Here is a 19,984-nt window from a genome sequence, read left to right as displayed (position 1 = left end):
ATGACGACATTTTCTCCCCGCGAAATCGTTTCGGAGCTCGACCGCTTCATCATTGGCCAGAAGGACGCCAAGCGCGCCGTGGCCATTGCCTTGCGCAACCGCTGGCGCCGCCAGCAGCTGGAAGGCCAGATGCGCGAAGAGGTGATGCCGAAGAACATCCTGATGATCGGGCCGACCGGCGTCGGCAAGACCGAGATCTCGCGCCGCCTGGCGCGTCTGGCCGGTGCGCCTTTCGTCAAGGTCGAGGCGACCAAGTTCACCGAAGTCGGCTATGTCGGCCGCGACGTCGAGCAGATCATCCGCGACCTGGTCGAGATCGCCATCGGCCTGGTGCGCGAGAAGATGCGCGAGGACGTCAAGGCACGCGCCCACATCAACGCCGAGGAACGCGTGCTGGAAGCGCTGGTCGGCAAGACGGCGAGCCCGGCCACCCGCGATAGTTTCCGCAAGAAGCTGCGCGACGGCGAGCTCGACGACAAGGAGATCGAGGTCGAGGTTGCCGACACCGGCAATGGCGGCATGCCAGGCTTCGAGATCCCCGGCATGCCGGGCGCCAATATCGGTGTGCTCAACATCAACGACATGCTGTCGAAGGCGATGGGCGGCAAGAAGACCAAGACGCGCAAGACGACGGTGAAGGAGTCCTACGACCTGTTGGTCAACGACGAATCCGACAAGCTGCTCGACCAGGACGAGGTGGTGCGCCGGGCGCTCGATGCGACGGAGAATGACGGCATCGTCTTCCTCGACGAGATCGACAAGATCGCGTCGCGTGAAGGCGGCATGGGCGCAGGCGTTTCCCGCGAAGGCGTGCAGCGCGATCTGCTGCCGCTGATCGAAGGCACCACGGTGGCGACCAAATACGGGCCGTTGAAGACCGACCACATATTGTTCATCGCCTCCGGCGCCTTCCACGTTTCCAAGCCGTCAGACCTGTTGCCGGAATTGCAGGGCCGCCTGCCGATCCGTGTCGAGCTGCGGGCGCTGGAGAAGGACGATTTCGTCCGCATCCTGACCGAGACCGAAGCCAGCCTGATCAAGCAGTATATCGCGCTGATGAAGACCGAGGGCGTCGACCTGACCTTCACCGACGATGCCATCGATTCGCTGGCCGGCATCGCCGTCGACCTCAACGCCAGCGTCGAGAATATCGGCGCAAGGCGGCTGCAGACGGTGATGGAACGGGTGCTGGACGAAATCTCCTACGACGCGCCTGACCGCAACGGAACGAGCGTCACCATCGATGCCGCCTATGTGGAAAAGCATGTCGGCGACCTGTCCAGGAATACCGACCTGTCGCGGTTCATCCTTTAAAGCGCGGCGCCGGTCGTTCCGGCGCCGGTCCAGGCAACACCATCCGGCAAACAGTTTGATGTGTGGCCGGATGGTATCATCCGGCCACCTTTCGTCTCGCTGTGCGAAGGGGCGCTCTCGACTCAACCAAGAGCTTTACCTAGTTTGCGCGGCAATTCTCGATCTCTTGGTTGACGCAATTCCGGACGGAAAACCGTTTCACACTTTTCCTGGAATTGCTTGGGCGGCGGCGCATGAAAAAACTGATCTTGATCATTCTCGGCTTGACGCTGGTGGCGACGCTGTTCGCTGCCGACGCGGCGACATTGGTGCCGCCGGGAAACCGCAATGCGGAGCAGCCCGACATACCCGGTGCCTCCAGCCGGCGCACGCAGGCGACCAACACCACCTTCCAGGCGAAGTACCGCAAGGTTTATGCCTTGCTGCAGAACGACGCCGATCTGCGCGGCAAGATCAAGAAGGCAGCAGCCACCTACGGCATCGATCCCTTGCACATTGTCGGCGCCATCGTCGGCGAGCACACCTACAATGTCGACGCCTATGACCGGCTGCAGACCTACTACGTCAAGGCGATCTCCTATCTCTCCAGCAAGCTCTCCTTCGCCTATGACGGCGAGGACATCACCGATTTCGTGCAGCGGCCGGAATTCAAAAAATGCGCCGGGATGTCCGATAGCTACGATCTGTGGGAATGCCGCGAGCAGGTTTGGAACCATTCGTTTCGCGGCAAGAGCGTCGGCGGGACAAGCTTTCCCGACGACCGCTTCGGCGCCACCTTCTTCCAGCCCTATTATGCCGGGCAGACCTTCGGCCTCGGCCAGCTCAATCCTCTGACCGCATTGCAGATGAGCGATCTCGTGCACAAGGTTTCCGGCCTGCCGAAGCTCGACGTCGGCGATCCCAACTCGGTCTACAAGACCATCATGGATCCCGACCTGACGCTGCCTTACGTCGCCGCGACGATCAAGAAATCGATCGATGCCTACAAAAGCATTGCCGGCTTCGACATTTCGGGCAATCCGGGGCTGACCGCCACGCTCTACAATGTCGGCAATCCGGAGCAGCGCGCCGATGCGCTGAAGGCGGAGAACGACAGGCGCAGCGCCGCCGGCGAGCCGGTAAAGTTGCCGGAAGAAAATTATTACGGCTGGCTGGTCAACGACAAACTGCCGGAGCTGAAGGCGCTGTTCTAGAGGGGCATGGCCCTCTACCTCCCCCTTGTGGGGAGGGTAGGCCAACTCCTTCTCCCTTCACTCAGGCTGCCAGCAACGACTTCAGCTTGACGGCTTGCGATCCCAGCGCTTCCGGCGCCGGCTTGGCCCGCTTGCCGATCAGCATTTCGGCCAGCCTGATGTCGCGGGCGACCGCGTTGCCGGGGCCGATGCCGCTGGCCGCCACCAGCCTGCCGTCTTGCGCCAAATGGAAGAGGATGAAGGCACCGTCGCCGAGATCGCGCCGCACAATGCTGCGGCCTTCGTCGGAAAGCCCCGCTATCTGCAGGGACAAGCCATATTGATCCGACCAGAACCACGGCACCGCGGCATGCGCCTCGCCGGCGCCCAGCATGTTCCTCGCCGCCAGCGCGCCCTGCTCCTGGGCGTTGCGCCAGGCTTCCAGCCGCACGCGGCGGCCGCCATAGACGGCGAGCGGAAACGAGCAGCAGTCGCCGGCGGCAAAGATGTTGGGATCGGTGGTGCGAAGCTCGGCATCGACCGCGATGCCATTGTCGATCGTCAGCCCTGCCTCCACCGCCAGCGCGGTCACCGGCACCGCGCCGATGCCGATGATGGCGAGATCGGCTGATATTTCTTGCCCACCGGCAAGTGTGACGCGCACCTGCTTGCCGTCATCGGCGATGGCGGCGATGCCGCCGCCGCACAGAATGTCGACACCCTCGGCGACATGCGCATCATGAATAATCCCTGCGATCTCGGCCGGAACGCCGCGCATTAGGATGCGCGGCTGCGCCTCGATGACGGTGACCGCGGCGCCGAGCTTGCGTGCCGCGGCGGCGAGTTCGAGACCGATGAAGCCTCCACCGATGATTGCGATGCGGTTGCCGGCGGTGAGATGGGCGCGAATGGCGAGCGCGTCAGTGAAGGTTCTGAGATAGACGCAGCGCGGACCCAGCCCCGGCATCGGCAGCTTGCGCGGCGTCGAACCGGTTGCCAGCAGGAGCTTGCCGTAGGGCAGGACCGAACCGTCCGACAGACGCACCGCATGCGCTTCGCGATCGATCGCGACGACTCGTACGGAATGGATATGCCGGATCGACTTTTCGGCCAGCGCCTCGTCGCTGGTGATCGCCTTGATCTCGGGTGCTTCGCTGGCCATCGCTTCCTTGGACAGCGGCGGGCGCTCGTAGGGCAGATGCGGTTCGTCGCCGACCAGCGTCACCGGGCCGTCGTATCCCAGCTCACGTAGCGCAAGTGCCGCGCGCCCACCGCATTCGCCGGCGCCGATGATGACCATTCCCCGCGCCATATCAGTCATCCGATCTGGATCAGAACTTTGCCGGCATCTACCTTGACCGTATAGGTTTTCAGGTTGACGCAGACCGGCGCGCCGCGAGCGTCACCCGTCTTGTAGTTGAAGCGGCCATTGTGCTTGGGGCACTCGATGATGTCGTCCATCACCAGCCCGTCGGCCAGATGCACCTTTTCGTGGCTGCAAAGGCCGTCGGTGGCGAAGAACTCGTCGTCGGGGCTGCGATAGATGGCGAAGGTGCGGCCGCCATGATCGAAGCGCATCACATCCTCCTCGTCGATGTCGCCGGTGGCACAGGCCTCGACCCAGTCACTCATTCAGTCCTCCCTGGAAACGGATGATCGCACGTTCATTCCGCCGCGGCGGCGACGGCGTTGTCGTGGAATTCCTCTCGATAAGGCCTGGCGGTCGGCGGCAGCTCGCGCTTGAGGAAATAGTCCTCGTTGCGCAACTGGCGCAGGAAGGCCGGGATCATCTCGCGATACCCGGCCAGGATCGACGGTGTCGGCGCCGGCAGGTCGTGCTTGATCAGTTCGTGCAGCTTCGGCAGCGCATGATAGGGCACCATCGGGAACATGTGATGCTCGACATGATAATTCATGTTCCAGTAGATGAAGCGGCTGATCGGGTTCATGTAGACCGTGCGGCTGTTCAGCCGATGATCGGTGACATTGTCGGCCAGGCCGCCATGCTGCAGCAGCCCGACCATGACGTGATGCCAGGCGCCATAGAGCCTGGGCAGGCCTACCAGCATCAAGGGCAGGAGCGAACCGGCATACAGTGCCAGCGCGATGGTGACGGCATAGATCGCCGTCCAGATGCGGGCGATGCGGATCGCCTTTGGCTGTTCCTGTTCGGGAATGAAGGTCTTTTCCGCCGCGCTGATGTTGCCGGCGGCGTTGCGCAGCATGTCGCTCATCGCATGCCAGGCGTCGAGCACGCCGACGAAGCCGAGGACGGCGCGCAGCAGATCCGGCGGCCGCATGACCGAGATTTCCGGGTCGCGGCCAACGATGATGGTGTCGGTGTGGTGGCGCGTGTGGCTCCAGCGCCAGGTCACCGGATTGCGCATGATCATGAAGCAGGCGATCTGATAGACCGCATCATTCATCCATTGCGTGCGGAAAGCGGTGCCGTGACCGCATTCATGCCACCGTGAATCGGTGGATGAGCCGTAGAGGATGCCATAAACGAAGAAGAACGGCACGCACCACCATGTGCCCCAGAACCAGGCACCGCCGGCGCCGCTGACGATCAGGGCGGCGAACCAGATGATGGTATCGCGGATCGCCGGCCCGTCGGAGCGCTGCATCAGCTCCTTCATCTGCTTGCGGGACACGTCCGTGTGATACCACTCAGCCGCCGACAGGCCAGTCTCGACGGCGAGCTTGGCGTCGCGGCCGATCAGGCTGTAGTCACGCCGGGACGGCGCAGTGGACATGATTGCCTCCCTCGGCAAAGGCATTCGCCAGAGCGACTGCCGGACATTCCTTCACTTCGAGCCTCAAAATAACGCCGACCGATGATAGACTCAACATCACAAAGATAGTTTCTATCATTTCCTATCAGAATGATGTAGGAAACCTCAGGCAATCCAATGAGGCAAGCATGGCGAAACGGCCGACCATAACCGACCTGGCGCGCATCTCCGGTGTCAGTGTTGCCACGGTGGACCGCGTGCTCAACAGTCGCCTGCCGGTGCGCGAGGAAACGGCGCGCCGCGTCTACGAGGCGGCGACCGAGATTGGCTATCACGCCGCCGGCCTGATCAAGCAGCGGATGCGCCATGAATTGCCCGAGTACCGGCTCGGCTTCCTGCTGCTCAAGGGCAATTATGTCTTCTACAGCGAGTTCGCACGCGAGCTTGAGCTTGCCGTGTCGCGCTCGCCTCGTTTCCGCGGCGTCGCTACAATCGACTTTGCGGATTCGCTCGCCCCCGACGAAATCGTCGAGCGCGCACGCAGGCTGGCGGCCAAATGCAGGGCCGTCGCTTTGGTCGGGCCGGATCATCCGACGCTGACGGTTGCCGTCGAGGAGATGAAGGCGAAAGGGCTGCCGGTGTTTTCCCTGTTGTCCGACTTCGCCGCCGGCATCCGCGAAGGCTATGTCGGCCTCGATAACCGCAAGGTCGGCCGCAGCGCGGCCTGGATGATCTCGAAGGCGGCAAGGCGGCCGGGCAAGGTTGCCCTTTTCGTCGGCAGCCACCGCTTCCATGGCCACGAACTGCGCGAGATCGGCTTTCGCTCGTTCTTTCGCGAGCAGGCGCCGGAATTCACCTTGCTCGAGACGCTGGTCAATCTCGAGGCCAACGAGATTACCCAGGACACGCTGCTCGATCTCCTCAGCCGCCACCCTGACCTGGTGGGCTGCTATGTCGCCGGCGGCGGCATGGAGGGCGCGGTCGCGGCACTCAGGCAGGCAAAGCCGGCCGAGATGCCCGCGGTCATCTGCAACGAGATCAACGCGACGTCGCGCTCCGCCCTGGCCGACGGCGTCCTGACGATGGTGATCTCGACGCCATTGGCGGCGCTGTGCCGCGAACTGCTCGACCTGATGGCGCACGCCATCGAGACGGGTGCCGCGAATGCGCCAGGCCAGACCTTCCTGCCGTTCGATATTTATTTGCCGGAGAATATTTAGGGCTCTGACGTTCAAAGATCGGCTGAGACGCCTAAACTTCGTCATCCACGGGCGGAGCAAGGAGCGCAGCGACGCGGCGCAGACCCGAGGATCCATGCCGTTGCATTCATGACAAACGAAGGCGGATCAGAATGAGCGCTTTTCGAACCGGCGGACAACTAGCAAGCATCTCGTCAGACGGCTTTCCTCGCCGCCCCGTCCTTCGGCGACGGTCGCGGCATGGATCCTAGGGTCTGCGCCGCGTCGCTCCGCTCCTTGCTCCGCCCTAGGATGACGAAGTGATGGGTGCCATCCTCCGAAATTCCTCCACCCGGTTTTGGAATCTCCCTTGACGCCTCAAGGCAAAATGGAATAAATATTTCACCAACTGTGTATTTTGGTTCTTTCGTTCCGGAACATCTGTTTCAGACAGAGGGTTTGGCGTCCAAAGGCAAAGACGCCACCCGGAACAGAAACGATATCAGGGAGAGATTCCCCGGGGAGATCGGGGATTCCGGATAGATCGGTGAAACCGGACACCAAGAGTGGAGGAGAGATAAAATGAAGAAACTGCTTTTGGGCGTCGCTTTCGCGGCGCTGATGAGTTCATCCGCCATGGCCGCCAAGATCGGCGTCTCGATGGCCAAATTCGACGACAACTTCCTGACCGTGCTGCGCAACGGCATGATCGAGCAGGCCAAGGGCATGAGCGGCGTTGAGCTGCAAGTCGAGGACGCGCAGAACGACGTCGCCAAGCAACTCGACCAGATCAAGAACTTCGCCGCTTCGGGCGTCGACGCCATCATCGTCAATCCGGTCGACACTTCGGCCACGCAGGCGATGTCGGATGCCGCGGCGGCCGCCAAGATTCCGCTGGTCTATGTCAACCGCGAGCCGGTCAATGTCGACACGCTGCCGGACAATCAGGCCTTCGTTGCCTCGAACGAGGCCGATTCCGGCACGCTCGAGACCAAGGAAGTCTGCCGCCTGTTCAAGGAAGCCGGCAAGAAGGAAGCCAATGTCTATGTGATCATGGGCGAGCTTTCCAACCAGGCCGCCGTGCAGCGCACCAAGGACATCGACGACGTCATCGCCACGCCGGATTGCAGCTTCATCAAGATCATCGACAAGCAGACGTCGAACTGGAACCGCGACGAGGCCCAGAACCTGATGACCAACTGGCTGTCGACCGGCAAGCCGTTCGATGGCGTGATCGCCAACAATGACGAAAGCGCCATCGGCGCCATCCAGGCGATGAAGGCCGCCAACATCGACATGAAGACGGTTGTCGTCGGCGGCGTCGATGCCACCCAGGACGCGCTTGCCGCCATGCAGGCAGGCGACCTTGACGTCACCGTGTTCCAGGACGCGGCCGGCCAGGGTGCAGGCGCACTTGATGCGGCGCTCAAGCTGGCCAAGGGCGAGAAGGTCGAACACAAGGTCTACGTCCCCTTCCAGCTGGTGACGCCGGCCAACATCGACAAGTTCCTGAAGAAGAACTGAGCATCGGACATACGGAGCGGCGCTCACAGCGCCGCTCCTCTTTCCCTCAGCGCCAGCAAGGCAGCGAGGGCGACCGCGGCTGACGGAGGACAGAAGATTTGGCACAGACATCTCATGGCGTCGGCGGAGTAGGCTATGATGCGAAGAAGCGCTCATGGCCGGCCGAACTCAATGTCTTCCTGGCGCTTGTCATCCTCGTCATCGCCTTCGAACTGATCGGCCGGGTCTTTCTCGGCGACAGTTTCCTGTTCAACACCCGCAGCGACGTCAGCGCGATCTTCAACGAGGCACGGCTGCAGATCATCATCCTGCAGGTCTCGATCGTCGGCATCATCGCCATCGGCGTGACGCAAGTGATCATCACCGGCGGCATCGACCTGTCCTCGGGCTCGATCGTCGGCGCCACCGCAATGATCGCCATGAGTTTTGCCCAGGTGGCGTTGGTCAACGGCAACCCCAACCCGAAGGCGATGTTCCTGGCGCAGGGCTGGACCGACCTGCCTGTCATCGTGCCGGTGCTGGTGGCAATCGGCTGCGGCCTGTTTGCCGGCCTGGTCAACGGCGCCTTGATTGCCTACACGCGCATTCCGCCTTTCATCGCCACGCTTGGCATGATGGTCACCGCGCGCGGCATCGCCAAATGGTGGTCCAAGGGCCAACCGATCTCGTTTCCCACCGAGGGTTTCGCGGCCATCGGCAAAGGCCTGATGCCCGTCATCATCTTCCTGTCGCTGGCGGTGCTGTTCCATCTGATCATGACCTACACACGCTACGGCAAGCATTGTTACGCGATCGGCTCCAACGAGGACGCCGCGCGCATGTCCGGCATCAAGATCGCCAACCACAAGATCCTGGTCTACGTCATCGCCGGCGTGCTTGCCGCGCTCGCCGCCGTGGTGCTGAGCTCCAAGAACCTGACCGCGCAGTCCGGCATGGGCGTGATGTACGAACTCGACGCCATCGCCATGGCGGTCATCGGCGGCGTCTCGCTGTCGGGCGGCCGCGGCTCGATCGTCGGCACGGTGATCGGCGCGCTGATCTTCGGCGTCATCATCTCCGGCTTCACCTTCCTGCGCCTCGACGCCTACTACCAGGAGATGGTCAAGGGCGTGATCATCGTCGGTGCGGTCGTTCTCGACCAGTGGCGCCAACGCCTGCGGGCAATGAGGGCTTGACCATGTCAGACATCGTCCTGAAGACCGAAAACCTGACCAAGCGCTATGGCGGCGTGCATGCGCTGGAGGGCGCGAACTTCGAGCTGCGCAAGGGCGAACATGTCGCCATCATGGGCGACAACGGCGCCGGCAAGTCGACCTTCGTGCGCCAGATCACCGCCGTCGAGCAACGCACCAGCGGCCAGATCTGGTTCGACGGCAAGGAAGTGAATTTCACCGGGCCGATCGAGGCCCGCACGGCCGGCATCGAGACGGTGTTCCAGAATCTGGCGCTGGCCGACGATCTCGACGTGCCGTCGAACCTGTTCCTCGGCCGCGAAAAGGTGCTGTTCAACCTCGGCCCGTTCTCGATCCTGGACCGCAAGTATATGCGCAAGGCGACCGAGGCGGCGCTGATCCGCACGGCGGTGAAGATCCCCAATCTGTCCAACACCATCCGCCACATGTCCGGTGGCCAGCGCCAGTGCGTGGCGATCGCCCGGACCGCGACCTTCGCCTCCAAGCTGATCATCATGGACGAACCGACGGCGGCACTCGGCGTGCAGGAGACCGCGCAGGTCGAGAACATCATCCGCACGCTGAAGGACAATGGCGAGCCGCTGATCCTGATCAGCCACAACATGCGCCAGGTGTTCGACCTTTGCGACCGCATCGTCGTGTTCCGGCGCGGCCGCATCGTCGCCAATCTGCGCAAGCAGGACACCGACGGAAACGATATCGTCTCCTACATCACCGGCGCAAAGACCGGCGAGGCCGAACTCGCGGCTTGAGGCCGGGCGCGGAGGCGGTGGTCACCGCCTCCCTGTCGATCTTGTCTTGACCAAAAATCACCCGCGCCCCTTAACCGGCGCGCCGCTTCGAACCACCCTCAAAGGACATTCCATGACTCTCCGCTTCGCCCTCCTCGGTGCCGGCCGCATCGGCAAGGTCCACGCCCGGGCCGTCGGCTCCAACCCTCAGGCCAAACTGGTTGCTGTGGCCGATGCGTTCGAGAAGGCGGCAAAGGAACTGGCATCGGCCTATGGCGCTGAAGTGCGTACGATCGACGCCATCGAAAAATCGGCGGATATCGACGCCGTCGTCATCTGCACGCCGACCGACACACATGCCGACTTGATCGAGCGTTTCGCCAAGGCCGGCAAGGCGATCTTCTGCGAGAAGCCGATCGACCTCAACGTCAAGCGCGTCGAGAAGTGCCTGGCCGTGGTCGAGAAAACCAAGGCGACGCTGATGGTCGGTTTTAACCGCCGCTTCGATCCGCACTTCGCCGCCGTGCGCAAGGCGATCGACGACGGCGCCATCGGCACCGTCGAGATGGTCACCATCACCTCGCGCGATCCGGGCGCGCCGCCGATCGACTACATCAAGCGTTCGGGCGGCATTTTTCGCGACATGACCATCCATGATTTCGACATGGCGCGCTTCCTGCTCGGCGAGGAGCCGGTGGCGGTCAGCGCCCATGCCTCGGTGCTGGTCGACAAGAAGATCGGTGCTGCCGGCGATTTCGACAGCGTCAGCGTCATCCTCGAAACCGCTTCCGGCAAGCAGGCCGTCATCTCCAACTCGCGCCGCGCCACCTATGGCTACGACCAGCGCATCGAGGTGCATGGCTCGAAAGGGATGGTCGCGGCCGAGAACCAGCGCCCGGTGTCGATCGAGCTGGCCAACGAGAAGGGCTATACGCGCCCGCCTCTGCACGACTTCTTCATGACCCGCTATCTCGACGCCTATGCCAATGAGATCGCTGCCTTCATCGCCGCGGCGACATCCGGCAAGAAGGCTGCACCGAGCGGGGCGGATGGGCTCGTGGCGCTGAAGCTGGCGGATGCGGCGCTGAAGTCGGCAACGACCGGCAAGACCGTCCGTCTCGACAAGTAAGAACCCACAGGAGCAGAGCGATGAGCGGGACAGCCGATCGCAATTCAAAAACGCGCGCCATCGTCACCGGCGGCGCGCAAGGCATCGGCTTTGCCGTGGCCGAAGCGCTGGCCGACGAAGGCTGCCGGGCGCTGGCGCTCATCGGCCGCTCGCAGGAGAAGGGCGACAAGGCTGTCGCCCATTTCAAGAAATCGGGCGTCGACGCGATCTTCATCAGCGCCGACGTCTCTGATGTGGCCGACTGCAAGCGTGCGGTGGCGACCGCGATCTCGCATTTCGGCACCATCAACGCCTTGGTCAATGCCGCCGCGACATCGGCGCGCGGTTCACTGGTCGAAACCAGCGAAGAGCTGTTCGACATGATCTTCGACACCAATGTGCGCGGGCCGTTTTTCCTGATGCAGGGCGTGGTGGCGCACCTGCTGGAGAAGAAGGCACCCGGCTCGATCGTCAATGTGCTGTCGATGTCGGCGCATACCGGCCAGTCGTTCCTGACGCCCTATTCGACCAGCAAGGGCGCGCTGATGACGCTGACCAAGAACGTCGCCAATGCCTATCGCTACAACCGCATCCGTTGCAACGCGGTGCTGCCCGGCTGGATGGACACCGAGGGCGAAGACATCGTGCAGAAGAAGTGGCACGATGCGTCGGACGACTGGCTGGCAAAGGCCGAAGCCGCGCAGCCGATGGGCCAGTTGGTCAAGCCGGATCAGCTTGCACGGCTGATCAGCTACATGGTCAGCCCGCAGTCGGGCGTCATGACCGGATCGCTGGTCGACTACGACCAGAGCATTGCAGGGGCGTCGCCCGAGTAGCAGCAACCGAGCAGCCTCGCGTCCAGAACAAGCTCGGCCGTGCGTCGGTGCGACCAAACCATCACGCATCCGGGCTCTGAGCGCCGGTAGTGTCTCAGTTGGAAATAAGCGCACTGATCAGCACGAAGCCGACCTCGATGACGGGGATTACAGCGTAGATGGCGAGAAAACCAGCAATCCACATCCCAATTTTGACCAACCAGGACGGATGAGGAGTCGCCTTCCAAGCGAAAAATACGCTCGCGACGCCCAAACACAATGCGACAATGCCAATGATCGGAGACCGCGTCATTGGCATCATTAGGTCATCAAAAACAAGAAAGACCGCGCTAATGACGATTAGCTGGACCGCGAGGCCAAATAGAAACGCGCGCTTCACGCCGCCCTCCCCGTGCTATCTTTATCGGCATCAGGCGACGGCTTTCGTTTTGTAGGGCCGCGCTTTCCCGGTTTCGGAGCAACAACACCCATCATCTTGCAAAGATCGTCCATTGGCCAGAGGGGCTTGAAAAACGCCTGTCACCATTGCAGGCGACATTTTCGGCGTCTTGTGCACTTCCCTGTTCCCACCGCATCGCCATTCCCATATAGTCAAGATAGTCAGACTAGTCATGGAGGTCGCAATGCTGTCTGCGCCCAAAGAGAATACCAACTGGACGGTCGCCGGGGCAAAAGCCCGACTCTCGGAGGTTATCGAGCGCGCGCAGTCTTCGCCGCAGACGATCACCAGAAACGGCAAACCAAGCGTGGTTGTCGTCTCGGCCGAGGAATGGCAGCGTAAGACCGCGCGCAAGGGTACGCTTGCGGAGTTCCTGCTGGAGTCGCCGCTGCGCGGCGCCGATCTCGACCTGGAGCGTCAGCGCGACGAACCGCGTGATCTGCCGCTGTGAGGCTGCTGCTCGACACGAATGTCCTGTCCGAGGTGACAAGGCCGGCGCCGGACGCACGCGTTCTGGACTGGCTGAGCGGGCTTGATGAGGACCGCTCATTCATCAGCGTCGTCTCGATCGCAGAGATCCGGCGCGGCGTCGCCCTCATGGATGAGGGCCGGAAACGTGAGGCCCTGGCCGAATGGCTCGCTCGCGACCTGCCGCAGCGCTTCGAGCAGAGGGTTCTTCCGGTGGATGAACAAGTCGCCTTGGCCTGGGGTGACCTGATGGGGCTTGCGAAGCGCCGCGGTCGCGGTCTGTCGTCGATGGACGGCCTGATCGCAGCCACGGCGATTGCGCAGGAGTTCACCTTGGCGACGCGCAATATGAAGGATTTCGAGGGCTTTGGAATTGAACTCTTCGATCCCTGGACTGCATGACCTCAGTCGCCTCATCAGACAGGTGACAAACGCTTCGGCTTCGACTATATGAACCGCATGATCAACCTGACCGCCACGTATTGGTACTTTAGGAGCTCGCTGGCGGCGGGAGGATTGCGCTCGATCTGAAGATTGCAGCAACAAGATCCGAACAGCCGCCATACCTGGCGGCTTTTTTGTTTTCAGCCGGCAGGTTCCCAAACAGGAGCAGAAAGCCGTGTTGACCACCACAGACGACCTTCGGGTCAAGGAAATCAGGGAATTGAGTACGCCGGACCAGGTGATGCGGGAGATACCGCGCACGCTGACGGCGACGCGCACCATTACCGCGTCGCGCAACGCGATCCACGCTATTTTGAACGGTACCGACGATCGGCTGCTTGTCATCGTCGGCCCGTGCTCGATCCACGATCCGGTCGCCGCCGTGGACTATGCCAGCCGTCTGGCGGCGCTGCGCGAGAGCCTGTCGGACCGGCTGGAGATCGTGATGCGGGTCTATTTCGAGAAACCGCGCACGACGGTCGGCTGGAAAGGCCTGATCAACGATCCCGACCTCGATGGAAGCTTCAACATCGACAAGGGACTGAGGATGGCGCGCAACGTGCTCTCCGCCGTCAACAATCTCGGCCTGCCGGCAGCGACCGAATTCCTCGACATGACCACGCCGCAGTACATTGCCGACCTCGTCGCCTGGGGCGCCATCGGCGCGCGCACCACAGAGAGCCAGATTCACCGCGAGCTTGCCTCCGGCCTGTCCTGCCCGGTCGGCTTCAAAAACGGCACCGACGGCAATCTGCGGATCGCCGCCGAGGCGGTGAAATCCGCCGCCCAGCCGCATCATTTCATGGCGGTGACCAAGGGCGGACGCAGTGGCATCGCGACGACAACGGGCAATGAGGACTGCCACATCATCCTGCGCGGCGGCGTTCAACCGAATTATGACACGGCGAGTGTCGAGGCGGCCTCGACGGAGCTTGCCCGCATCGGTGTCGCGCCCCGTCTGATGATCGACGTCAGCCACGCCAACTCGGCCAAGAAGCCCGAGAACCAGCCCAAGGTCGCGGCCGATGTCGCCGGCCAGGTCGCGGCAGGCGACGAACGCATCATCGGCCTGATGATCGAGAGCAATCTCGTCGCCGGCCGGCAGGATGTGGTGCCAGGCAAGCCGCTCGTCTATGGCCAGAGCATCACCGATGGCTGCATCGACTGGGCGACCACCGAGACGGTGCTGCATGGCCTAGCCGGCGCCGTCGAGTGGCGCCGCTCCGAGCGCCGCGCCATGATCGACAGCCGGCAGGGAGCGGCCTGATACGGATGGCGGCATGGGAAGGGCGGCGCGTGCAAGAATCACGCCGCCCTCAACCCTTCCCAAGCGGTGAGTACGGAAACCGCAACCAGAAGCAGCCCCGCCGCCCGGCCGGCAAAGGCGGTCGCGCGGGGATTGGCGACCAGCAGATTTCGGCTGCGACCGGCTGATATGGCAAGTCCGCCATAGACGGCGAACTGCATGGCAATCGTCATCAATCCCATGATGGTCGCCTGCATCCAGATCGGACCGTAGTCCGGCTTCAGAAATTGCGGATAGACCGCGAAGACGAAGAGATAGGCCTTCGGATTGATCAGGCAGATCACCACCCCCTGGCGAAACGCCTTCCATGCGGAGCGGCTGCCGGCAGGTCCATTATGGCCAACCTTGATCGAACTGCGCATCAGCGAAAGCCCGATAAAGGCCATGTAGGCGGCGCCGGCAATCAGCAGCGGATTGTAGAGGATCGGCACGAAATGCATCAGCAGGCCGACGCCGAGCGTGCCGTTCAGCGTATGCACCATGCCGCCCAGCATGATGCCGCCGGTCGCGGCAAGTCCTCTGTTGCCGCCACCGGTTAGCGCATTGGCAAGCACGAAAAGCATATCCATGCCGGGCACGATGATGATGCCGAACAGGAGGAGACCGAAGAGCCAGAGGTTTTCCGCGTAGTCCATGTCAGTTGCCTGTCGCTTCGCCCGGCCAGGCCGCGGCGGAATGTGTTGATTCTCAACTCGATAGGCGCTCCTATAGGTCTACCCAACTGACGATGGTGTGTCAGTTGCGATCGGAACCCGGGTGAAAAATGCGCAAGGCGTCACGGCTGTTCGAGATCATCCAGATCGTGCGGCTAGCGCGGCAGCCGGTGACGGCGGCAACGATTGCCGAGCGGCTGGAAGTGACGGTGCGCTCGATCTATCGCGATATCGCAGCACTGCAGGCGATGCGCGTGCCGATCGAGGGCGGGCGTGGCATCGGCTACATACTGCGCCCCGGCTTCGATCTGCCGCCGCTGATGTTTTCGATCGAGGAGATGGAGGCGATCGTCCTGTCGCTCGCGCTGCTGGAGCGCACCGGGGACAGCGAGCTCAAGCAGGCGGCCAAGCGCGTCAGTGCCAAGATCGCCGGTGCGGTGCCGCCGCCCTTGCGCCAGGCGTTCGACGCCAATGCACTGCATGCGTGGGGGTTCGCCGCGCCCTCGACCGGTGCGATCGATCTGGCGCTGGTGCGCCGCGCCATCCGCGACGAGGAGAAGCTCGACCTGTCCTATCGCGACGAAATGGGCCGCGCCTCCGAGCGCCTCGTCCGCCCGATCGCCCTGATCTACTACGCCGAAACCGCCAACATCGTCGCCTGGTGCGAACTGCGCCAGGCGATCCGAAATTTCCGCAGCGACCGGATCGAGGATTGCCAGGCGACGGGGTTGCGGTTCAAGGGCGAAGGCGACCGGTTGCGGCAGGTCTGGGTCAACGGCTGGGAGACGAACACCGCCGCCGCCGCCGTCTGAAGCGACCTTCGCGAAGCGAAAACCGGTGCGGGGCTACCGCACATCGACCCAGCGCTTTTCCTCGAAGGAGCGCGCCATTGCGTGTACCGTGCGCTCGATCTCCAGCCCTTCGGCAAATTCGATGAGCCGCGCCGGCTTGCCGGCAAGCCGCGTCAGCAATTCGTGGCACTCGATGATCTTGAGGTCGTTGAAGCCGAGGCCATGGCCTGGCGCCGGCACAAAGAGGTCATAGGGCTTGTGGTGCGGCGCCACCAGGATGGTGCGGTAGCCCTGTTCGGTCGGACGATCTGATGTGAGGTAGAGCTGGAATTCGTTCGATCGTTCCTGGTCGAACAGGATCGATCCCTTCGAGCCGAAGATCTGGATGGCGATGCGGCCCTTGCGGCCCCAGGCCGACCTGTTGACCAGCAGCGTGCCGGCAATGCCGTTCTCCAGATGCATCAGCACGCTGGCGATGTCGTAGGTCTCCACCGCGCGGCGGCCGCCGCTGGCCAGCTTACGATCGGCATAAGGTTTGGCCATGTCGCAGATGACGCTGGCGACGCGGCCGAACAGGGCGGAAACCAGCGACAGCGGATGCACGGCGAAATCGTCGAGCGCGCCATAGCCGGAAGCGGCTTCGTGCTTCCAGAAGAACAGCGCCTCCGGGTCAGCCATGAAGTCCTCGTCCATCTCGATGCGCAGATGGTTGACCTCGCCGATGATCTTCTCGTCGAGCAGCGCGCTGATATGGCGGATGGCTGGGCTCTGGATGTAGTTGTAGCCGAGTGCCGCGACCTTGCCGGATTTTTTCGCCGTTGCCGCCATGGCCTCGGCCTCGGCAAAACTCGGCGCCATCGGCTTTTCGCACCACAGATGCTTGCCGGCTTCCAGGATGGCGATGGCCATTTCCGGATGGAACTGGTTGGGCGTGGTCAGCGAGACGATATCGACTTCGGGATCGTTGACGACGGCGCGCCAGTCGCCGGACGCCCTGGCGAAACCGAACTCGCCTGCCTTGCGCCTGGCGAGATCCTCATTGACCTCGCCGAGATGGACCAGCCGTGGCTTGGCGACATCGGGAAAGACGGCGCCGACGGCACTCCATGCGATGGCGTGACACTTGCCCATGAAACCCGTGCCGATGAGACCGACGCCGACCATTTTCCGTTTCTCCACTGCCTGAAGTATCAGGTGGATGAATTAGTCCATTTTCTCCCGGAATGGAATGTCTGCCTCATTTATTATGGCGTTCTTGCGCGGGCTCGCTATGATGGGGCAGAGAGGGATCCCATACATGAGCCTGGACAGAGCGACGATGGACGAACGGGTACCTCGCGACTTCGAAACGCTGCGCGCAACGATCCTCGATCGGCGCGAAAGCCTGCCGAAGCGCATTGCCCAGATCGCCGCCTATGCGCTCGACAATCCAGACGATATCGCCTTCGGCACCGCCGCCAGCATCGCCGCTTCGGCCGGCGTGCAGCCTTCGACCCTGATCCGCTTTGCCCAGCAGCTTGGCTTCGACGGGTTCACCAGCCTGCAGCAGGTGTTTCGCGAGCGGCTGCGCGAGCGCAACTCATCCTATGACGAAAGGCTGCAGGCGCTGCGCGCCAAGGCCGAGGGCGGCGCCGGCCACCGGGCGATCTTCGACGGTTTCGTTGCCGCCGCCAGCACGTCGCTCAACGACATTTCGCGCACGCTGGACGAAACACATCTGGAAGACGCGATCTCCCTGCTGGCCAAGGCAGAGACCATTTATGTGCTGGCCAAGCGCCGCTCCTATCCGGTGGCGAGCTATATCGCCTATGCGCTGGGCAAGCTGAAGATCCGCAACCAGCTGATCGAATCGGCGGCCAGCCTGAATGCCGAGATGATCGGCTTCGCCACACCGGCGGATGCCGTCATCGCCATCTCCTTCTCGCCCTATGCGCCTGCCACCATTGAGGAGGCCCGCAGCATTTCGGAACAGGGCGTGCCGATCGTTGCCATCACCGACAGCTCGTTTTCGCCGCTCGCCCAGTTCGCCAAGGTCTGGTTCGAAGTCGCCGAGGCGGATTTCGCCGGCTTCCGTTCGCTGTCAGCGACGATGGCGCTGGCCATGGCGCTGACCGTCGGCGTCGGCGAGAAGCGACGCGATACGGGTCGCAAGCGCAAGGTCTAAATGACCTCCACGGCCACCTCGCCTGCCGCCAAGAGCCGCGCTGCGTCGCGTGCGGGCGGCGACCCGAACTGGCGGGCATACTCCCGGCTGAACTGGGAAGCGCTCTCGTAGCCGACGGCGAAGGCGATGCTTGCAACATTGCCTGGCTGGGCAGCCAGCAACTGGCGTGCCTCCAACAGCCGGATTTGTTTCTGATACTGGATCGGGCTCATGGCCGTCGCCGCCTTGAAGTGGCGGTAGAATGCAGCGTTGCTCATATGGGCGATTTCAGCCAGATCGCTGACCCGGACTGGCTGATGGCAATGTGTGCGGATCCAGGCGATCGCCTGGCCAATCCGGGACAGATGGCCGTCGGCACGCGCAAGCTGGCGAAGCTTTGCGCCCTGGGGGCCTTGCAGCAGCCGAAACAGCATCTCGCGTTCGAGCGCGGCGGCCAGCACGGGAATCTCCGCTGGCCGGTCGAGCAGCCGCATTATCCGGCGCAATGCGTCGAGCAAGTCCTCATTGACGGGCGAAGTGGAGAAACTGTCGCCGCCGAGCGCAGGCTCGTGCTCGACGAGAAGGGCGGCGACTGCCTGCAGGTCGAGGGTGAAGCCGATTGCCAGGTAGGGATGCTTTGCGGTCGCTGCGACCAACTGGCTGATGGTGGGTGTGTCGACAGTGTAGATGAAATAGCTGGCGGGATTGTAGCGAAGGGTCCGGTCTCCGATCAGAACCGTCTTGGCGCCCTGAAGCACAAACAGGATGCCCGCCCCCCATACCTCCGCCATTGGTGGCGTGGCGACTTCGCTGCGGCCGATCGAAACGCGAGGGATCGCCGTTGTCGTGCGTCGCCCGCGCGCATGACGGCCGGCGATATCGATCAACTCCCGCAATGCCTCGCTCATGATGTCAGCTTCGCGCATCCAAATGGGCCGCGCAACCCATATGAGAGGATTAGGCAAGAGCGGGAGAGTTTTCGGCGCGCGGCGTTTCCCATAGGGCGCCATCTCTGGGGTCTTCGACATGGAGAGATGGAGAACCCAAATGACGAAATCGAAAACCGCTGTGGTGACGGGCGCCAACAAGGGCATCGGCCACGAAATCGCCCGGCGGCTGGCGACGATGGGCTTCAAGGTGTGGCTCGGCGCTAGGAATGCCGAGCGTGGCATGGCGGCGGCGCAAGAATTGCGCGCCGAAGGTCTGGACGTTCAATGGCTTGAGCTGGATGTCACGCAGGATGAAAGCGTGGCGGCTGCGGCCAGGACCGTCGGGGCGGAGAGCCCTTGTCTCGACGTGCTGGTGAACAATGCCGGCATCGCCATCAATTACGAGCTGCCGCCAAGCCAGCAGCATCTTGCTGATATCAGGGCCACCTATGACGTCAATGTCTTCGGACCGATCCGCGTGACCCAGGCCTTCCTGCCGCTGCTGCTTGCAGCGCCCGCCGCCCGCATCGTGATGGTGAGCAGTTCCACGGGATCCATCGGGCGCGCGCTCGATTCCGGCACGCCGAACCAGTCGGTCAATTTGATGGGTTACGGCAGCTCCAAGACGGCCCTGAATGCCATCACCGTCGCGTTTGCCCGCGAGCTTGCACCGCAAGGCATCAAGATCAATGCAGCGGCGCCAGGCTATACCGCCACCGACCTGAATGAATTTAGGGGCCACCGCACCGTGCATCAGGCGGCCGAGATCGTCATACACCTGGCGACCCTGGATGCCGATGGTCCGAACGCAGGGTACTTCAACGACGATGGCCCGCTTCCGTGGTGAACGGAGCCAGACCCGACAAAAGTCTCTTCCCGCACGCGTCATCAGGTGGCACTTTTCACCGAAGGAATGCTCATTCCATATTGACTATGGATTGGAATTATTATTTCATATTCCCGGCGCCACGCTGCCGCTCGCGCGTGTACCCCAAGACAACAAGGCCGACGGGAGGTTCC

General features: G+C 62.7%; 21 protein-coding genes. 14 read left to right on the top strand and 7 right to left on the bottom strand.

Annotation, left to right across the window (positions count from 1 at the left end; genetic code table 11):
• Both hslU and ACFOJ9_RS35290 read left to right on the top strand, forming a co-directional pair.
• Positions 1 to 1,314: an ATP-dependent protease ATPase subunit HslU gene (gene hslU / locus ACFOJ9_RS35295; RefSeq protein WP_378986254.1), complete on the top strand. Its 1,314-nt coding sequence runs from the start codon at positions 1 to 3 to the stop codon at positions 1,312 to 1,314.
• Between the two features lie 233 nt (positions 1,315 to 1,547).
• Complete coding sequence (locus ACFOJ9_RS35290) at positions 1,548 to 2,507, top strand: DUF1402 family protein (RefSeq protein ID WP_378986252.1); 960 nt, start codon at positions 1,548 to 1,550, stop codon at positions 2,505 to 2,507.
• 61 nt (positions 2,508 to 2,568) lie between these two features.
• Here the strand turns inward: ACFOJ9_RS35290 and ACFOJ9_RS35285 are convergent, their stop codons facing one another.
• Genes ACFOJ9_RS35285 through ACFOJ9_RS35275 form a run of 3 tightly spaced genes read right to left on the bottom strand, consistent with a single transcriptional unit; the run spans position 2,569 to position 5,242 of the window.
• The gene (locus ACFOJ9_RS35285; RefSeq protein WP_378986250.1) at positions 2,569 to 3,807 is read right to left on the bottom strand and encodes an NAD(P)/FAD-dependent oxidoreductase; all 1,239 of its coding nucleotides are present in this window, start codon (positions 3,805 to 3,807) and stop codon (positions 2,569 to 2,571) included.
• On the bottom strand, positions 3,804 to 4,118 hold the full coding sequence (locus ACFOJ9_RS35280) for a MocE family 2Fe-2S type ferredoxin (protein WP_378986248.1): 315 nt from the start codon (positions 4,116 to 4,118) through the stop codon (positions 3,804 to 3,806). The genes ACFOJ9_RS35285 and ACFOJ9_RS35280 overlap by 4 nt, the downstream gene beginning before the upstream one ends.
• A 32-nt stretch (positions 4,119 to 4,150) precedes the next feature.
• Positions 4,151 to 5,242: a fatty acid desaturase family protein gene (locus ACFOJ9_RS35275; RefSeq protein WP_378986246.1), complete on the bottom strand. Its 1,092-nt coding sequence runs from the start codon at positions 5,240 to 5,242 to the stop codon at positions 4,151 to 4,153.
• Between the two features lie 167 nt (positions 5,243 to 5,409).
• Between ACFOJ9_RS35275 and ACFOJ9_RS35270 the strand changes: the two genes are divergently transcribed.
• From ACFOJ9_RS35270 to ACFOJ9_RS35245, 6 genes are all read left to right on the top strand, one after another.
• Positions 5,410 to 6,441, top strand: a complete 1,032-nt coding sequence (locus ACFOJ9_RS35270) for a LacI family DNA-binding transcriptional regulator (RefSeq protein ID WP_378986244.1) — start codon at positions 5,410 to 5,412, stop codon at positions 6,439 to 6,441.
• A 540-nt stretch (positions 6,442 to 6,981) separates the two neighbouring features.
• Positions 6,982 to 7,923: a sugar ABC transporter substrate-binding protein gene (locus ACFOJ9_RS35265; RefSeq protein ID WP_378986242.1), complete on the top strand. Its 942-nt coding sequence runs from the start codon at positions 6,982 to 6,984 to the stop codon at positions 7,921 to 7,923.
• A gap of 98 nt (positions 7,924 to 8,021) precedes the next feature.
• Positions 8,022 to 9,098 (top strand): ABC transporter permease, encoded by a 1,077-nt coding sequence (locus ACFOJ9_RS35260; RefSeq protein ID WP_378986240.1) that lies wholly within the window; start codon positions 8,022 to 8,024, stop codon positions 9,096 to 9,098.
• A gap of 2 nt (positions 9,099 to 9,100) precedes the next feature.
• Positions 9,101 to 9,868, top strand: a complete 768-nt coding sequence (locus ACFOJ9_RS35255) for an ATP-binding cassette domain-containing protein (protein WP_378986238.1) — start codon at positions 9,101 to 9,103, stop codon at positions 9,866 to 9,868.
• Positions 9,869 to 9,980: 112 nt separating this feature from the next.
• Positions 9,981 to 10,976: an inositol 2-dehydrogenase gene (gene iolG / locus ACFOJ9_RS35250; protein WP_378986236.1), complete on the top strand. Its 996-nt coding sequence runs from the start codon at positions 9,981 to 9,983 to the stop codon at positions 10,974 to 10,976.
• 20 nt (positions 10,977 to 10,996) lie between these two features.
• The gene (locus ACFOJ9_RS35245) at positions 10,997 to 11,791 is read left to right on the top strand and encodes an SDR family oxidoreductase (RefSeq protein ID WP_378986234.1); all 795 of its coding nucleotides are present in this window, start codon (positions 10,997 to 10,999) and stop codon (positions 11,789 to 11,791) included.
• Between the two features lie 94 nt (positions 11,792 to 11,885).
• On the opposite strand, the gene ACFOJ9_RS35240 is transcribed toward ACFOJ9_RS35245, so the two are convergent.
• A complete protein-coding gene (locus ACFOJ9_RS35240) occupies positions 11,886 to 12,170 on the bottom strand; it encodes a hypothetical protein (RefSeq protein ID WP_378986232.1) in 285 nt (94 codons plus the stop codon).
• Positions 12,171 to 12,414: 244 nt separating this feature from the next.
• Between ACFOJ9_RS35240 and ACFOJ9_RS35235 the strand changes: the two genes are divergently transcribed.
• From ACFOJ9_RS35235 to ACFOJ9_RS35225, 3 genes are all read left to right on the top strand, one after another.
• Positions 12,415 to 12,681 (top strand): type II toxin-antitoxin system prevent-host-death family antitoxin, encoded by a 267-nt coding sequence (locus ACFOJ9_RS35235; protein ID WP_292454106.1) that lies wholly within the window; start codon positions 12,415 to 12,417, stop codon positions 12,679 to 12,681.
• Entirely contained in the window at positions 12,678 to 13,100 is a 423-nt protein-coding gene (locus ACFOJ9_RS35230) for a type II toxin-antitoxin system VapC family toxin (RefSeq protein ID WP_378986230.1), read from the top strand. The genes ACFOJ9_RS35235 and ACFOJ9_RS35230 overlap by 4 nt, the downstream gene beginning before the upstream one ends.
• 217 nt (positions 13,101 to 13,317) lie before the next feature.
• The gene (locus tag ACFOJ9_RS35225) at positions 13,318 to 14,409 is read left to right on the top strand and encodes a 3-deoxy-7-phosphoheptulonate synthase (protein ID WP_378986228.1); all 1,092 of its coding nucleotides are present in this window, start codon (positions 13,318 to 13,320) and stop codon (positions 14,407 to 14,409) included.
• Positions 14,410 to 14,447: 38 nt separating this feature from the next.
• On the opposite strand, the gene ACFOJ9_RS35220 is transcribed toward ACFOJ9_RS35225, so the two are convergent.
• Positions 14,448 to 15,083 carry a LysE family translocator gene (locus tag ACFOJ9_RS35220; protein ID WP_378986226.1) on the bottom strand — a complete coding sequence of 212 codons (636 nt, stop codon included), beginning with the start codon at positions 15,081 to 15,083 and terminating at the stop codon, positions 14,448 to 14,450.
• A gap of 128 nt (positions 15,084 to 15,211) precedes the next feature.
• Between ACFOJ9_RS35220 and ACFOJ9_RS35215 the strand changes: the two genes are divergently transcribed.
• Complete coding sequence (locus tag ACFOJ9_RS35215; protein WP_378986224.1) at positions 15,212 to 15,913, top strand: helix-turn-helix transcriptional regulator; 702 nt, start codon at positions 15,212 to 15,214, stop codon at positions 15,911 to 15,913.
• 33 nt (positions 15,914 to 15,946) lie between these two features.
• Here ACFOJ9_RS35215 and ACFOJ9_RS35210 read toward each other — a convergent pair whose 3' ends face one another.
• Complete coding sequence (locus ACFOJ9_RS35210) at positions 15,947 to 17,056, bottom strand: Gfo/Idh/MocA family protein (protein ID WP_378986222.1); 1,110 nt, start codon at positions 17,054 to 17,056, stop codon at positions 15,947 to 15,949.
• Between the two features lie 154 nt (positions 17,057 to 17,210).
• Between ACFOJ9_RS35210 and ACFOJ9_RS35205 the strand changes: the two genes are divergently transcribed.
• A complete protein-coding gene (locus tag ACFOJ9_RS35205) occupies positions 17,211 to 18,056 on the top strand; it encodes a MurR/RpiR family transcriptional regulator (protein WP_378988268.1) in 846 nt (281 codons plus the stop codon).
• Here ACFOJ9_RS35205 and ACFOJ9_RS35200 read toward each other — a convergent pair.
• Positions 18,053 to 18,961 (bottom strand): AraC family transcriptional regulator, encoded by a 909-nt coding sequence (locus ACFOJ9_RS35200; protein WP_378986220.1) that lies wholly within the window; start codon positions 18,959 to 18,961, stop codon positions 18,053 to 18,055. The genes ACFOJ9_RS35205 and ACFOJ9_RS35200 overlap by 4 nt on opposite strands.
• A gap of 121 nt (positions 18,962 to 19,082) precedes the next feature.
• Between ACFOJ9_RS35200 and ACFOJ9_RS35195 the strand changes: the two genes are divergently transcribed.
• Entirely contained in the window at positions 19,083 to 19,811 is a 729-nt protein-coding gene (locus ACFOJ9_RS35195; RefSeq protein WP_378986218.1) for an SDR family oxidoreductase, read from the top strand.
• Positions 19,812 to 19,984 lie beyond the last annotated feature (173 nt).

This window comes from Mesorhizobium cantuariense, assembly GCF_042647205.1.
Lineage (GTDB): Bacteria > Pseudomonadota > Alphaproteobacteria > Rhizobiales > Rhizobiaceae > Mesorhizobium > Mesorhizobium cantuariense.
Note: the sequence above shows the minus strand (reverse complement) of the source record. Positions and strands in the feature narration are given on the sequence as shown.